Raw genomic sequence first — 13,040 nt, 5'->3', positions numbered from 1 at the left:
CGCCATCAGGCCGTCTTGCGCATGACCAGCAGCGAGCGCGCCGGCAGCGAGATCTTCTCGCCGGCCTTGGCCACCAGCTCGGTGGACCCGGTGGTGTCCGCCGTGTCCAGCGCCGCGGTCCACTCCTTTGCGTAGTCGCCCGACGGAGTGACGAAGTCCTGCGTACGGTCATGGGCGTTGAAGCACAACAGGAATGAGTCGTCGACGACTCGCTCCCCGCGTTCGTTCGGCGCCGCGATGGCGTCACCGTTGAGGAACACCGCAACACATTTGCCCAGCCCCGTACCCCAGTCTTCGAGGGTCATCTCCTCACCGGCGGGAGTCAGCCACGCGATGTCACGGACCTGATCGCCGCTGCGGATCGGCTTGCCCTCGAAGAATCTGCGCCTGCGGAAGACCGGGTGGTCTGTGCGCAGCTGAGTGACCTTGCGGGTGAACTCGAGCAGGTCGGCGTTCTTCTCGCACAGCGACCAGTCCATCCAGGAGATCTCGGAGTCCTGGCAGTACACGTTGTTGTTGCCCCGCTGGGTGCGGCCGATCTCGTCGCCGTGCGAGATCATCGGCGTGCCCTGCGAAACCATCAGCGTGCCCATGATGTTGCGCATCTGCTTACCGCGCAGCGCAAGAATGTCCGGATCGTCTGTGGGGCCCTCGACACCGCAGTTCCACGACCGGTTGTGGCTCTCGCCGTCGCGGTTGTCCTCGCCGTTGGCCTCGTTGTGTTTCTCGTTGTAAGACACCAGGTCGTTCAACGTGAAGCCGTCGTGGCAGGTGACGAAGTTGATGCTCGCGCTGGGGCGCCGGCCGGTCGCCTCGTAGAGGTCGGATGAACCGGTCAGCCGCGATGCGAACTCGCCGAGGGTTGCGGGCTCGCCCCGCCAGTAATCACGCACAGTGTCGCGATACTTCCCGTTCCACTCGGTCCACAAACCTGGGAAATTGCCGACCTGGTAGCCGCCTTCGCCGACGTCCCACGGTTCGGCGATCAGCTTGACCTGGCTGACCACCGGATCCTGTTGCACCAGGTCGAAAAACGCGCTCAGGCGGTCGACATCGTAGAACTCGCGGGCCAGGGTGGCGGCCAGGTCGAACCGGAACCCGTCGACGTGCATCTCCATCACCCAGTACCGCAACGAGTCCATGATCAGCTGCAGGGTGTGCGGGTGGCGGGCGTTGAGGCTGTTGCCGGTCCCGGTGAAGTCCTTGTACAGCCGGAGATCACCGTCGAGCAGCCGGTAGTAGGCGGCGTTGTCGATGCCCCGGAAGTTCAGCGTCGGGCCGAGATGGTTGCCCTCGGCGGTGTGGTTGTAGACCACGTCGAGGATGACCTCGATCCCGGCCTCGTGGAACGCCCGGACCATGGTCTTGAACTCGGCGACCGCGCCGCCGGCATGCTTGTTCGCGGCGTATTCGTGGTGCGGCGCGAAGAACCCGAAAGTGTTGTAGCCCCAATAGTTTCGCAGCCCGAGGTCGACGAGCCGGTGATCGTGGAGGAACTGGTGCACCGGCATCAGCTCGATGGCGGTCACGTTCAGCGACTTGAGGTGGTCGATGATCACCGGGTGGTGCAGGCCCGCGTAGGTGCCGCGCAGCCCCTCGGGGATACCCGGATGCCGCTGGGTCATGCCCTTGACGTGGGCCTCGTAGATCACCGTCTCGTGGTAAGGCGTGCGCGGTGCGCGGTCCGAGGCCCAGTCGAAGTACGGGTTGATCACGACGCTGGTCATGGTGTGCCCGAGGGAGTCGACACCCGGCGGGATACCGCCGGACGCGAGATCCTCGGCATTCAAGTCGTAGGAGAACAGCGCCTGGGAGAACTCGAAGTCACCGTGGAACGACTTGCCGTACGGGTCGAGCAGCAGCTTGCTCGGATCGCAGCGGTGGCCCGCCGCGGGATCCCACGGGCCGTGCACGCGAAAGCCGTAGCGCTGTCCCGGGGTGACCGTCGGCAGGTAGCAGTGCCAGACGTAGCCGTCGACCTCCTCGAGGTTGATCCGCTGCTCGCTGCCGTCCTTGCCGATCAGGCACAGTTCGACCCGATCGGCCACCTCGGAGAACACCGAGAAGTTGGTGCCCGCGCCGTCATAGGTCGCGCCCAGGGGATACGCCGCTCCCGGCCAGACGGTGGGTACCGAAGTCTCCGGTCCTCCTCGCGTACGGGAAGCCGGTTCGCCGGAAGGCATCAGCCAACCCACCAGCCGGTGGCGGCGGCGATCTGACGGCCGAGCTCGGGGGCCATCGTGCTCATATAGGTCTTCGAGATGTGATGAGCGTCGTGGTAGAGCAACACATTCCCCTCCACGGCTCGGCAAATCTCCTTGCGGCACACCGCATCACTCATGTCGAGCGGCTTCATCAGCGGGAACCGCTCGACGAAATCGAGTGTCGGGTTGCGCTCCGAGAGTACGTCGGATCGCCGTGTTCCACACGAGATGGCGTCACCGCCGTCGGCGAGGCAGTCAGCGGCGAAGAACGGTTCACCGTTGCGGACCAGCCACGGCGTGTCCCGCATGGCGAGGATCGGGATGTTGTTGTCGGACAATTCCTGCCAGATGCCGACATAGGTCGCGGGCATCACGTCACCGGCCCTGATGTTCCAGGGCCGCGTGGAGGTGGTGAAGACGTAGTCGGGCCGGTCGGCCACGATCTTGGCCATCACCCGCTTGTTCCACTCATGGCACTTCGGGTACGGGCGATTGTCGCCCATCACCAGCGGCACCTCTTCGGTGGTCAACGGGCACCCCATCTTCAGATAGGTGACGATCTTGAAGTGGTGCCGTTTGCCGAGCAGGTCGAGAGCGGTGACCCAGTGTTCGGCGTGCGATCCGCCGGCCAGCGCGATCGTGCGCTTGGCGTGCTTGTCGCCGTAGGTGCAGTTGATCACGTCGACGGTTTCGAAGTCGCTGATGCACCCGTCCTCGGTGGTCTCCGGCAGGTCGTTCTTCGCCTCCAGCACGCTGGGGCGCATCGGGAGCTTGGGCACCCTGGCATTGCTCAGCAGCGCGGCGGCGCCGGGGTAGTCCTGGGTCGAGAGCGACACGAGTTCGGCCCCGTTGGTGCGTTGGACGAGCACATGCTCCCGCCAGGTGAACGAGGTGACGGTCAACGCGACACCCAGCAGGGCGACCACGGACCCCAGCACCACCGGCGGCCTGCGCCGGCGCGCCTTCTTCGGCGCGACCGTGCGCTGGGCGGCGGCACTGCGGTAGCGCAGCGGGTTCTCCACGTACTTGGTGGTCAGCCACGCCAGCACCCCGGACACCAGCAGAACCACCGCTCCTTCGACGAAGGTGGCGCGGCTGTGCCCGGTGTAGGACAGCCAGAAGATCAGTAGCGGCCAGTGCCAGAGATACAGCGAGTAGGCCATCGCGCCCAGCGATACGAAGGGCGCCGACGCGAGCAGGCGGTTGGGCAGCGGCATCCGGCCCGCGGTGTGCGGGTCGGCCACCCGGTTCGCCGCCGACAGGATGAACAGGACGGTGGCGCCGACCGGGACCAGCGCCCACGGCCCGGGGAACTCCCTGACGCCGTCGATCAGTGCGCCGCACGCCAGGATCGCCGCCAGCGCCACCACCGCGGCCGTCGTCCGCAGCCACATCGGCATCCGCAGATGTGTCACGAGCGCACCGATCAGCGCCCCGAGCAGCAGTTCCCACGCCCTGGCGAAGCTGTTGTAGTACGCGGTGGCCTGGTCGGCGTTGTGGGCGTAAACGGCGTAGACGAACGACGCGATGGTCAGCACGCTGAGCAGCACGACGAACGCCACCCGCGTGTACCGGCCGAAGACCCGTCGAAACAGCAAGGCGGACAAGAAGATTATCGCCAGGAACGCGATGTAGAACTGGCCCTGCACCGACATCGACCAGATGTGCTGCAGCGGGCTCACCGCCTCGCCCGCGCGCAGGTAGTTCGACGCGGAGTTGGCGAGTTCCCAGTTCTGGAAGTACCCGAGGCTGGCCAGGCTCTGGTCGGCGAAGGTCTCCCAGCGCGTCTGCGGCTGGATCAGCACGGTCAGCACCGCCGACGCCGCGAGCACGACCACCAGCGCGGGCAGCAACCGCCGGATCAGCCGCGACACCTCAGGCCCGGGCCGCAGCGACACGCCCGGCGTCATCGCCGCGCGCAGCAGGCGTCCGCCGAAGAAGAAGCCCGACAACGCGAGGAACACGTCCACACCGCCGGACACCCGGCCGAACCACACGTGAAAGACGGCGACGAGCGCGATCGCGATGCCGCGCAAACCGTCGAGATCGTGCCGGTAGGCCGCTGAAGAGCGGGTGCCGCTCGAAACTTTCGCGGCGCGCGACGGACGTCCCGGATAGCGGACGGGCGCCGACCGGGCAGGGGCGAGGGTCATCATGGTCGACCGATAATCTACCGAAGGTGCCGGGACTGACGCCTACCGAGATCGGTGCGATCGACGCCGCCCACGTCTGGCATCCCTATAGCACGATCGGCGCGGAAGCCCTGGCCCCCGTCGTCGCGGTCGGGGCCCGCGGCGCCTGGCTCACACTTCATCACGAGGGGCGCGAGCTGCAGGTACTCGACGCGATGGCTTCGTGGTGGACCGCGATCCACGGCCATGGGCATCCGCTGCTCGACGCCGCCGTCACCGATCAGCTCGCCACCATGAATCACGTCATGTTCGGTGGGCTCACCCACGAACCGGCCGCGCGGCTCGCGCAGTTGCTCGTCGAGATCACCCCCGACGGCCTGGACACCGTGTTCTTCAGCGACTCGGGATCGGTGTCGGTCGAGGTCGCCGTGAAGATGGCGCTGCAGTACTGGCGGAGCCTGGGGCGGGGCGCCAAACATCGCCTGATGACGTGGCGGGGGGGATACCACGGCGACACCTTCACCCCGATGAGCGTGTGCGACCCGGACGGCGGGATGCACTCGCTGTGGACCGATGTGCTGATGGCGCAGGAGTTCGCGCCGCCGGTGCCGCGCGACTACGACGCCGGATACATCGAGGCGTTCGAGAGGCAGTTGGCCGAACACGCCGACGAACTGGCCGCGGTGATCGTCGAACCCGTCGTGCAGGGCGCGGGCGGGATGCGATTCCACGACCCTCGGTACCTCGCCTCGCTTCGCGATATCTGCTCCCGGCACGAGGTGCTGCTGATCTTCGACGAGATCGCGACCGGCTTCGGCCGCACCGGTGAACTGTTCGCCGCCGACCATGCGGGCGTGAGCCCCGACATCATGTGCGTCGGCAAGGCGCTGACCGGCGGCTACATCACGTTGGCGGCGACCCTGTGCACGCGCGAGATCGCCGACACGATCAGCTCGAATGAGCCCGGCGCGTTGATGCATGGCCCCACCTTCATGGCCAACGCGCTGGCGTGCGCGGTCGCGGTCGCCGCGGTCGAGCTGCTGGTCGGCCAGGACTGGCGGACGCGGGTGCGCGAGATCGAGGCGGGACTGCGTTCGGGGCTGGCCGCCGCCTCGTCGCTGCCCGGTGTGGCCGACGTGCGGGTGCTCGGCGCCATCGGGGTCATCGAGATGGACCGACCCGTCGACCTGAAGGTCGCGACGCCCGCGGCCCTGGAGCACGGGCTGTGGCTGCGCCCGTTCCGCAACCTCATCTACGCGATGCCGCCATACATCTGCACGCCCGAAGAGATCGCGCAGATCACCGCGGGGATGGTGGCCGTCGCCCGGGCGGTGTGAACCGCATTTGTGCCGTCGCGCGCAGGTGACTTAACCTGAACGCTGTTCAAGTCCGATGCGAGGAGCACGGTGACGCGCGCAGGTCTCTCACCGCTGGCGTGGCTCGACGATGTCGAAAGGCAGCGGCGCGCCGCGGGTCTGCGCCGTTCCCTGCGTCCGCGGCCACCGGTCGGCACCGAACTCGACCTGGCCTCCAACGACTATCTGGGCCTGTCGCAGCACCCCGCGGTCATCGACGGCGGGGTGGCCGCATTGCGGACCTGGGGTGCGGGTTCCACCGGATCACGGCTGGTGACCGGAAACACCGAACTGCACGAAGGTTTCGAGCGGGCGCTGGCCGAGTTCGTCGGCGCGGAGTCGGCGCTGGTGTTCTCCTCCGGCTACACCGCCAACCTCGGCGCCGTTGTGGCGCTGTCGGGTGCCGGGTCACTGCTGGTGTCCGACGCCCTCACCCACGCGTCGTTGGTCGACGCGTGCCGGTTGTCGCGGGCCCGAGTCGTCGTCACGCCCCATCGTGACGTCGCCGCGGTGGAGGCGGCGCTGGCGGCGCGCGGTGAGGAGCGCGCGGTGGTGCTGACGGACTCCGTCTTCTCCGCCGACGGCGACCTCGCCCCGTTGCGCGCCCTGCACGACGTATGCCGGCACCACGGCGCACTGCTGATCGTCGACGAGGCCCACGGTCTGGGCGTCCGCGGCACGGGCGGACGCGGGCTGTTGCACGAAGTCGGTTTGGCAGGTGCGCCCGACATCGTGATGACGACGACGCTGTCCAAGGCGCTGGGCAGTCAAGGCGGCGTGGTGCTGGGCCCGGCGGCCGTGCGGGACCACCTGATCGACGCGGCCCGGCCGTTCATCTTCGACACCGGACTCGCGCCCGCCGCCGTCGGTGCGGCCTGGGCGGCACTCGACATCCTGATCGCCGAGCCGTGGCGCGCAGCGGCCGTGATCCACCGCGCCGCGGAACTCGCGTCGATCTGCGCGGTGCCCGAGCGGCCCGAATCGGCCGTCGTGTCAGTGATTCTCGGCGACCCCGAGGTCGCCTTCGGCGCCGCGGTTGCGTGCCTGGATCGCGGTGTCCGGGCGGGGTGCTTCCGCCCTCCGACGGTGCCCGCAGGTACTTCGCGGCTGCGACTGACCGCCCGGGCGTCGCTGACCGACGACGAGATTCAGTTGGCGGGCGAGGTGCTCGCCGACGTGCTGGCGACCGCGCGCCGGTGAGCACGCTCCTTGTCACGGGCACCGACACCGGCGTCGGAAAGACGGTCGCCACCGCCGCCCTGGCATGCCATGCCCGGCTTGCGGGCATCGATGTCGCGGTGTGCAAACCCGTCCAGACCGGCAGCCCGCGCGACGACGACCTCGCCGACGTCGGGCGGCTCTCGGGTGGGACGCGGCTGCACGGCGGATGGCGGTATCCCGAGCCGCTGGCGCCCGTCGCGGCCGCGCGAAGAGCGGGGATGACGCTGCCGACCCGCGCCGAACTCGTCGAATCGGTGCGATCGGTGACCGCGGCGCTGACCCTCGTCGAGGGGGCCGGCGGGTTGCTCGTCGAAATCGGAGCGGGAACGACGCTGCGCGACCTCGCGGCCGAGCTGGGCGCGCCGGTGCTGGTCGTCGTCTCCGCCGGTCTGGGCACGCTCAACCACACCGCGTTGACGCTGGAAGCCCTTGCCGGCAAAGGCATTTCGTGTGCCGGCCTGGTAATCGGCGCATGGCCGTCGGCGCCGGGTCTCGCCGAGCAGGGCAACCGCGAGGCGCTGGCCGAGCTGGCTCCCGTGCGGGCGATCCTGCCTGCGGGTGCCGGGGCACTGACCGCTGCGGAGTTCGAGAGCATGAGCGCCGGCGCCTTCGACCCCGCGTGGGTCCGAAGTCTGGTGTAGGCATGGTGCATTCCGTCGAGCTGATCTTCGATCCGGACACTGACGCGAAGATCCGCGCTGTCTGGGACGACCTCACGCGCGCCGGGATCCGCAGTCAGGCCAGCAACACGTCGCCGAGCAATCGGCCGCACATCACGGTGACCGTCGCCGAGAACATCGACGAGGCGGCCAACAGCGCATTACGTCCGGTGCTGAAGCGGCTCCCGCTGACCTGCACCATCGGAGCGCCGATGCTGTTCGGCGGCCGCGTGTTCACCCTGGTGCGACTGGTGGTGCCCTCGGAGGAACTGCTGGCGTTGCACCGCCACGTGCACGACCTGTGCCTGCCGCACATGCCGGCCGGCGTCCTGGGCCACGCCGATCCGGGGCAGTGGACGCCGCACGTGACGCTGGCCCGTCGCGTCGGGCCCGACAAGCTTCCCACCGCGCTGACGCTCAAGTCTGTGGGGCGCGAACTGCGGGGTACGGTGACCGGCCTGCGTCACTGGGACGGCGACAACCGGGTCGAGTATCCGATCAGCTGACCGTTGCGCCAACGCTTTTCGGCACGCACATCCGCCAACCGTCGATGACCAGCTCGCGTAGTTCGTCGTAGGCGATCGCGTCGAGCCTGACCAGAATCCAGTTGAACCGCATCTCCGACTTGCGCGGCAACGCGAACTTGTCGGGCTCGGCGGCCACCATCGCGGCCCGCTCCTCCTTGGGAAAGGCGACCCCCATCACCGTCTCGTCGCGCGAGAACGCGACGTAGACCAGGCGCCCCGCCCGAAACCTGACGCTGTCGCGGACCACCGCCTCGGATGACCGCGGCAACGTCGCGGTGATGCGCCGCACGTCGTCGAGGGTGATCACTGCTCCGATCCTCGTCGAGAGTGCGCTTATGCGTGAGAAATCGGCGAATCTTCGCGAACAAGCTCACGTTCGCCGACGCGGATCCCGCTGATGAGCAGTCCCACGCCGAAGCGGAACCGTGCCGAGGCGTCCTCGGTGAGTACCGACTGGTCGCCGGGCAGGTCGGCGCCGGCGGCGTCCCACTGCAGCCGCGACTGCTCGTCGACCGTGAAGCCCAACACGTAGTACACGACGGTGCGGGCGGCCAGCTCGGCGTGGCCGACGGGCACCCCGGCGTCGGCGGCCGCCTCGGTGAGCCGTTCGAGGATCTGCGCCATCGCGGTCGACTGCCCAGCCGCGAAGCTGGCCGACACCAGCTCGGCGCCGTCGGTGTGCGACAACAGCGCATCGCGCAGCGCCGCGCAGATCCCCGACACCCGGTCCCGCCAGGCTCCGGTGGGGTCACCGACGGGCTCGAGGATGCGGTCGGCGACCGCACCCAGCAGCTGCTGCTTGCTGGTGAAGTGCCAGTACAGCGCCCCGGGGGAGACCTCGAGCTCGCGTGCCAGCCGACGCATGGTCAGGTCGGCAAGGCCATAGCTGTCCAACAACGTCGCCGCCGCGGCCACCACATCGCGTTTGTGAAGCTGCACGCCCGTACCCTAACCTGAACACCGTTCAATTGTCGGCTCGCCGACGTGTTCAAGTGACAGAGGTGATCAGTGAGCGACATTCTGGCAGTGGCCCGCGAGCAGGTGCTCGAGCGCGGCGAAGGCCTGAACCAGGACCAGACGCTGCAAGTGCTGCAGTTGCCGGATGACCGCCTCGACGACCTGCTCGCGTTGGCACACGAGGTGCGCATGGCGTGGTGCGGTCCCGACGTGGAGATCGAGGGCATCATCAGCCTGAAGACCGGCGGCTGCCCAGAGGATTGCCACTTCTGTTCGCAGTCAGGGCTTTTCGCCTCACCCGTGCGCAGCGCATGGTTGGACGTGCCGAGCTTGGTGGAGGCGGCCAAGCAGACCGCGAAGACCGGTGCGACCGAGTTCTGCATCGTGGCCGCGGTGCGCGGACCCGACGAGCGGCTGCTGGCACAGGTCGCCGCGGGAATCGAGGCGATCCGCAACGAGGTCGACATCCAGATCGCCTGCTCGCTGGGCATGTTGACCGAGGAGCAGGTCGAGCGGCTCTCCGAGATGGGCGTGCACCGCTACAACCACAATCTGGAGACCGCGCGGTCGTTCTTCACCAACGTCGTCACCACGCACACATGGGAAGAGCGTTGGGACACCCTGCAGATGGTCCGCGAGGCCGGTATGGAGGTCTGCTGCGGCGGCATCCTGGGCATGGGCGAAACCCTCGAACAACGTGCCGAATTCGCCGCCAACCTGGCTGAACTCGATCCGCACGAGGTACCCCTGAACTTCCTCAACCCGCGGCCCGGCACCCCGTTCGGCGACCTCGAGGTGCTGCCCGCCGCCGACGCGCTCAGGGCCGTCGCGGCCTTCCGTCTGGCGCTGCCCCGCACCATGCTGCGCTTCGCGGGTGGCCGGGAGATCACCCTCGGCGATCTCGGCGCCAAGAAGGGCATTCTCGGCGGGATCAACGCCGTCATCGTCGGTAACTACCTGACCACGCTGGGGCGGCCCGCCGAGGCCGACCTCGAGCTGCTCGACGATCTGCAGATGCCGATCAAGGCGCTCAATGCCAGTCTCTGAGGCCAGCCGGTAGAACGTACAGGTATGGCGTTCAACGTCTACACGGGCGAGCCCGACGGCACGACGGTGCCGACCGCGGCCCAGCTGGGTCTGGAGCCGCCCCGGTTCTGCGCCGAATGCGGCCGGCGGATGATCGTCCAGGTGCGCCCCGACGGCTGGTCGGCCAAGTGCTCACGGCACGGGCTGACAGATTCGAAAGATCTGGAGCTGCGATGAACGACGCTGAGGCGCCACGCTTCTCACGTGTCCGTGCGGCACTGACCGTCGCCGTGGCGCTGACGGCGACCGGCGCTGCGGTCGGCGCGCTGTGGGCGTGGCTGGCGCCGCCTGTCCATGGTGTCGTCGCGTTGGCGCGTGACGGTGAGCGCGTCCGCGCGCACCTGGGCAACGAGAGCGACCATTTCTTCGTGGCGGCCTTCCTGCTCGTCGGCATGCTGTGCGTCGTCGGAGCCGTCGCCGCGGTCGCGGTGTGGCAGTGGCGGGCGCACCGCGGACCGGTGATGACGGCGGCGCTGGCGACCGGATGCATGCTGGCCGCGGGGGTGGCCGCCGGTGTGGGCGCGCTTCTGGTGCACCTGCGCTACGGGACCATCGACGTCGCCGCCGCGCCGGTGACCCCCGAACACCGCGTGCACTACGTCACCGAGGCGCCGCCGGTCTTCTTCGGGCCCTCCCCGCTACAGGCGGCGTTGACCATCCTGTTTCCCGCCGCGGTGGCCGCGCTCGTCTACTCGTTGGCCGCGGTCTCCACCGCGCGCGACGATCTCGGTGCCTGGCCGCCGGTCGAGGTGCCGGCGTTCGTCCCACCACCGGCCACGGCGGACGTCACAGCGGAGAGCGCTCCACCTTCCGGCCCGTCATCACCTTGACCGCGATCCGGACCAGCCGCGTCATTCCGACATAGGTCATCGGGTTCAGCAGCGTCGGCCACGTGGTGCGGACCAGATGCTCCGACAGCGGCTTACCGTCGAACCGGTCGATCAGCCAACGCAGGGCCATCGGCGCCGACATCGGGTGCAGCAGCATGTGTTCGCTGAACATGTCGCGGTGATAGGTCACCGAGGCGCCGCCGCTGCGATAGATCTCGCTGAGCTCATCGATGTCGTCGACCGAAACGATCTTGTCGTGGACGGCCTGCACGATCAGCACGGGCGGCGTGGGCACCGCGGTGCCCAGCTTGATGCTGTCGAAGACGTGCTTGACCTCAGGCAGGTCGAGGATTTCATTGAGCGGCCGGTCGACCAGCTTGCCCATGTCCATGCCCGCGAATCGCAGCACCGCCTGGGCGGTGGTCATGTCCTGAATGCGCATCAGCATCGACTTGCCCGCATCGGTGGCGTGCTGCTGGATGACGCGGTCCAGCTCCGGATAGACATGGGTCAGCGCCGCCACCACCATCGCGGGCAGACCCGAGTACAGGCTGCCGTTCAGCCGCCGGTAGGCGCTCCCGAGGTCTCCGACCGGGGAGCCGAGCACCGCGCCGACGATGTTGAGCTCGGGGGCGTACTGGCTGTGCATCTCGGCCGCCCAGGCCGACGCCAGGCCGCCGCCTGAGTAGCCCCACAGCCCGATGGGCGCCGATTCGTCCAACCCGAGCCGTTCGCAGCTCACAGCCGCACGCAGGCCGTCGAGAATGCGATAGCCCGGCTCGTACGGCGTGCCCCACAGCCCGTGCGCGCCCTCGTGGTCGGGCACCGACACCGCCCACCCCTCGGCGAGCGCGGCGGCGATCAGGAGAAACTCCAGCTGGGCGAGCGCACCGGGAGCCAGCGCCTTGCGGCGCAACGCGTAGGACGGGAAGCAGCGCGAGGACACCGCGTCGATGGCGCACTGGTAGGAGATCACCGGTATGACGTCGCGGTTCGCGCGTTCGGCGGGCACGATCACCGTGGTCACGGTGGCTTCTGCCGCACCGGTCATGTCGGTGGTGCGGTACAGCAGCTGCGTCGCGGTGAACTTCTGCGGGATCAGCCCGAGAAACGCAAGCTCGACATCGCGACTGCGCAGCACGGTCCCCGGTTCCGCGTGCTGAAAGCCGCTGGGCGGTTCGTAGAACGGGTCATCGGCGGGAAGCTGCGGACGGGTGCCGCGGGTCAGGTCCTCGTGGGGGACGTGCCCGATCCACTCGGCACCTGATGCTGGCGCGGCGTTGCCCAGAGACATTCGGCCATTCTTACTTAAGGAAGCCTTAAGAATCCAGTCGACTCACCCGGGCGGGCGCAGGGCGGCGAATTCGTCGGTGACGCGGTAGCGCGCCTGGGTGAACCGGTACAACGCCGCGGGGCGGCCGCCGCTGCGCCCGGACCGCGCCGTCGTGCCCGTGCGGGTGATGACGTTGCGGCGTTCGAGCACGCGTTGCAGATTGGTGGCATCCACGTGGTGGCCGAGCGCGGCGCTGTAGATGTCCCTCAACGCCGATAGGGCGAATTCCGTTGGCGCCAAGGCAAATCCAATGTTCGTATAAGAGAGCTTGGCGACCAGCCTGGTACGTGCGTGTTCGACCATGGTGCCGTGATCGAACGCCATCGGCGGCAGGTCGCTAACCGGATGCCAGCGCGTGTCCGGCGGCAACTCCGGGGTGGCGGGGGAGGGCACCAGCCCGAGAAACGTCGACGCGATCATGCGATCACCAGGGACGCGATGCGGATCGGAGAACACCGCCAGCTGCTCGAGGTGGGCAAGCTCACGGAGGTCCACTTTCTCGGCCAGTTGACGGCGCACCGAGCTCGTCATGTCTTCGTCGTCGCCGAGACGCCCGCCGGGAAGCGACCACCTGCCGCGTTGCGGATCGAGTGCCCGCTGCCACAACAGCACATGAAGTGCTGGTTTCCCGCTGGCGACTTCCCGAACCTGGAACACGGCGGCGAGCACCTCGTGGGCGGTGCTAATATGTGCCATGTTTTCGATTGTAAGTCGAAAACTCGATTTGGACGAAGGA

At 68.2% G+C, this 13,040-nt stretch carries 13 protein-coding genes; 7 read left to right on the top strand and 6 right to left on the bottom strand.

Annotation, left to right across the window (positions count from 1 at the left end; translation table 11 throughout):
* Positions 1-5: 5 nt before the first annotated feature.
* The gene (glgX, locus tag AU072_RS24930; protein ID WP_064416319.1) at positions 6-2,183 is read right to left on the bottom strand and encodes a glycogen debranching protein GlgX; all 2,178 of its coding nucleotides are present in this window, start codon (positions 2,181-2,183) and stop codon (positions 6-8) included.
* Positions 2,183-4,360: an acetyltransferase SucT gene (locus tag AU072_RS24925; protein WP_064416228.1), complete on the bottom strand. Its 2,178-nt coding sequence runs from the start codon at positions 4,358-4,360 to the stop codon at positions 2,183-2,185. The genes glgX and AU072_RS24925 overlap by 1 nt, the downstream gene beginning before the upstream one ends.
* Before the next feature lie 23 nt (positions 4,361-4,383).
* Between AU072_RS24925 and AU072_RS24920 the strand changes: the two genes are divergently transcribed.
* The 4 genes from AU072_RS24920 to AU072_RS24905 all read left to right on the top strand — a co-directional run bounded on the left by AU072_RS24920 (position 4,384) and on the right by AU072_RS24905 (position 8,077).
* Positions 4,384-5,673 (top strand): adenosylmethionine--8-amino-7-oxononanoate transaminase, encoded by a 1,290-nt coding sequence (locus AU072_RS24920; protein ID WP_064416227.1) that lies wholly within the window; start codon positions 4,384-4,386, stop codon positions 5,671-5,673.
* 69 nt (positions 5,674-5,742) lie between these two features.
* Positions 5,743-6,891, top strand: a complete 1,149-nt coding sequence (locus tag AU072_RS24915) for an 8-amino-7-oxononanoate synthase (protein ID WP_064416226.1) — start codon at positions 5,743-5,745, stop codon at positions 6,889-6,891.
* Positions 6,888-7,553: a dethiobiotin synthase gene (gene bioD, locus AU072_RS24910; RefSeq protein ID WP_064416225.1), complete on the top strand. Its 666-nt coding sequence runs from the start codon at positions 6,888-6,890 to the stop codon at positions 7,551-7,553. The genes AU072_RS24915 and bioD overlap by 4 nt, the downstream gene beginning before the upstream one ends.
* Positions 7,554-7,555: 2 nt before the next feature.
* Positions 7,556-8,077, top strand: coding sequence for a 2'-5' RNA ligase family protein (locus AU072_RS24905; RefSeq protein ID WP_064416224.1), 522 nt, complete (start codon positions 7,556-7,558; stop codon positions 8,075-8,077).
* On the opposite strand, the gene AU072_RS24900 is transcribed toward AU072_RS24905, so the two are convergent.
* Together AU072_RS24900 and AU072_RS24895 are read right to left on the bottom strand one after the other, a co-directional pair.
* Entirely contained in the window at positions 8,070-8,405 is a 336-nt protein-coding gene (locus tag AU072_RS24900) for an MmcQ/YjbR family DNA-binding protein (RefSeq protein ID WP_064416223.1), read from the bottom strand. The genes AU072_RS24905 and AU072_RS24900 overlap by 8 nt on opposite strands.
* Positions 8,406-8,431: 26 nt before the next feature.
* Positions 8,432-9,037, bottom strand: coding sequence for a TetR/AcrR family transcriptional regulator C-terminal domain-containing protein (locus AU072_RS24895; RefSeq protein ID WP_064416222.1), 606 nt, complete (start codon positions 9,035-9,037; stop codon positions 8,432-8,434).
* Positions 9,038-9,106: 69 nt separating this feature from the next.
* On the opposite strand from AU072_RS24895, the gene bioB reads away from it, so the two are divergent.
* Genes bioB through AU072_RS24880 form a run of 3 tightly spaced genes read left to right on the top strand, consistent with a single transcriptional unit; the run spans position 9,107 to position 10,971 of the window.
* Positions 9,107-10,102 (top strand): biotin synthase BioB, encoded by a 996-nt coding sequence (bioB, locus tag AU072_RS24890; protein ID WP_064416221.1) that lies wholly within the window; start codon positions 9,107-9,109, stop codon positions 10,100-10,102.
* 24 nt (positions 10,103-10,126) lie between these two features.
* The gene (gene bsaP, locus AU072_RS24885) at positions 10,127-10,318 is read left to right on the top strand and encodes a biotin synthase auxiliary protein BsaP (RefSeq protein ID WP_064346185.1); all 192 of its coding nucleotides are present in this window, start codon (positions 10,127-10,129) and stop codon (positions 10,316-10,318) included.
* Positions 10,315-10,971 carry a DUF2567 domain-containing protein gene (locus tag AU072_RS24880; protein ID WP_064416220.1) on the top strand — a complete coding sequence of 219 codons (657 nt, stop codon included), beginning with the start codon at positions 10,315-10,317 and terminating at the stop codon, positions 10,969-10,971. The genes bsaP and AU072_RS24880 overlap by 4 nt, the downstream gene beginning before the upstream one ends.
* Here AU072_RS24880 and AU072_RS24875 read toward each other — a convergent pair.
* The gene (locus AU072_RS24875) at positions 10,928-12,265 is read right to left on the bottom strand and encodes a lipase family protein (protein ID WP_064346187.1); all 1,338 of its coding nucleotides are present in this window, start codon (positions 12,263-12,265) and stop codon (positions 10,928-10,930) included. The two genes, AU072_RS24880 and AU072_RS24875, sit on opposite strands and share 44 nt — an antisense overlap.
* A gap of 42 nt (positions 12,266-12,307) precedes the next feature.
* Positions 12,308-13,000, bottom strand: coding sequence for an NUDIX hydrolase (locus AU072_RS24870; RefSeq protein ID WP_064416219.1), 693 nt, complete (start codon positions 12,998-13,000; stop codon positions 12,308-12,310).
* Positions 13,001-13,040: the final 40 nt, after the last annotated feature.

Origin of the sequence: Mycolicibacterium novocastrense, assembly GCF_001499835.1 — a bacterium.
GTDB classification, from domain to species: Bacteria; Actinomycetota; Actinomycetes; order Mycobacteriales; family Mycobacteriaceae; genus Mycobacterium; species Mycobacterium novocastrense.
This window is presented reverse-complemented; position numbering and strand designations above follow the sequence as displayed.

Bases quoted from the DNA above. Each gene is read 5' to 3' on its own strand.
- glgX (WP_064416319.1), bottom strand. From the start codon at position 2,183: ATGCCTTCCGGCGAACCGGCTTCCCGTACGCGAGGAGGACCGGAGACT.
- bsaP (WP_064346185.1), top strand. From the start codon at position 10,127: ATGGCGTTCAACGTCTACACGGGCGAGCCCGACGGCACGACGGTGCCG.
- AU072_RS24875 (WP_064346187.1), bottom strand. From the start codon at position 12,265: ATGTCTCTGGGCAACGCCGCGCCAGCATCAGGTGCCGAGTGGATCGGG.
- AU072_RS24870 (WP_064416219.1), bottom strand. From the start codon at position 13,000: ATGGCACATATTAGCACCGCCCACGAGGTGCTCGCCGCCGTGTTCCAG.
- AU072_RS24905 (WP_064416224.1), top strand. From the start codon at position 7,556: ATGGTGCATTCCGTCGAGCTGATCTTCGATCCGGACACTGACGCGAAG.
- AU072_RS24880 (WP_064416220.1), top strand. From the start codon at position 10,315: ATGAACGACGCTGAGGCGCCACGCTTCTCACGTGTCCGTGCGGCACTG.
- AU072_RS24925 (WP_064416228.1), bottom strand. From the start codon at position 4,360: ATGATGACCCTCGCCCCTGCCCGGTCGGCGCCCGTCCGCTATCCGGGA.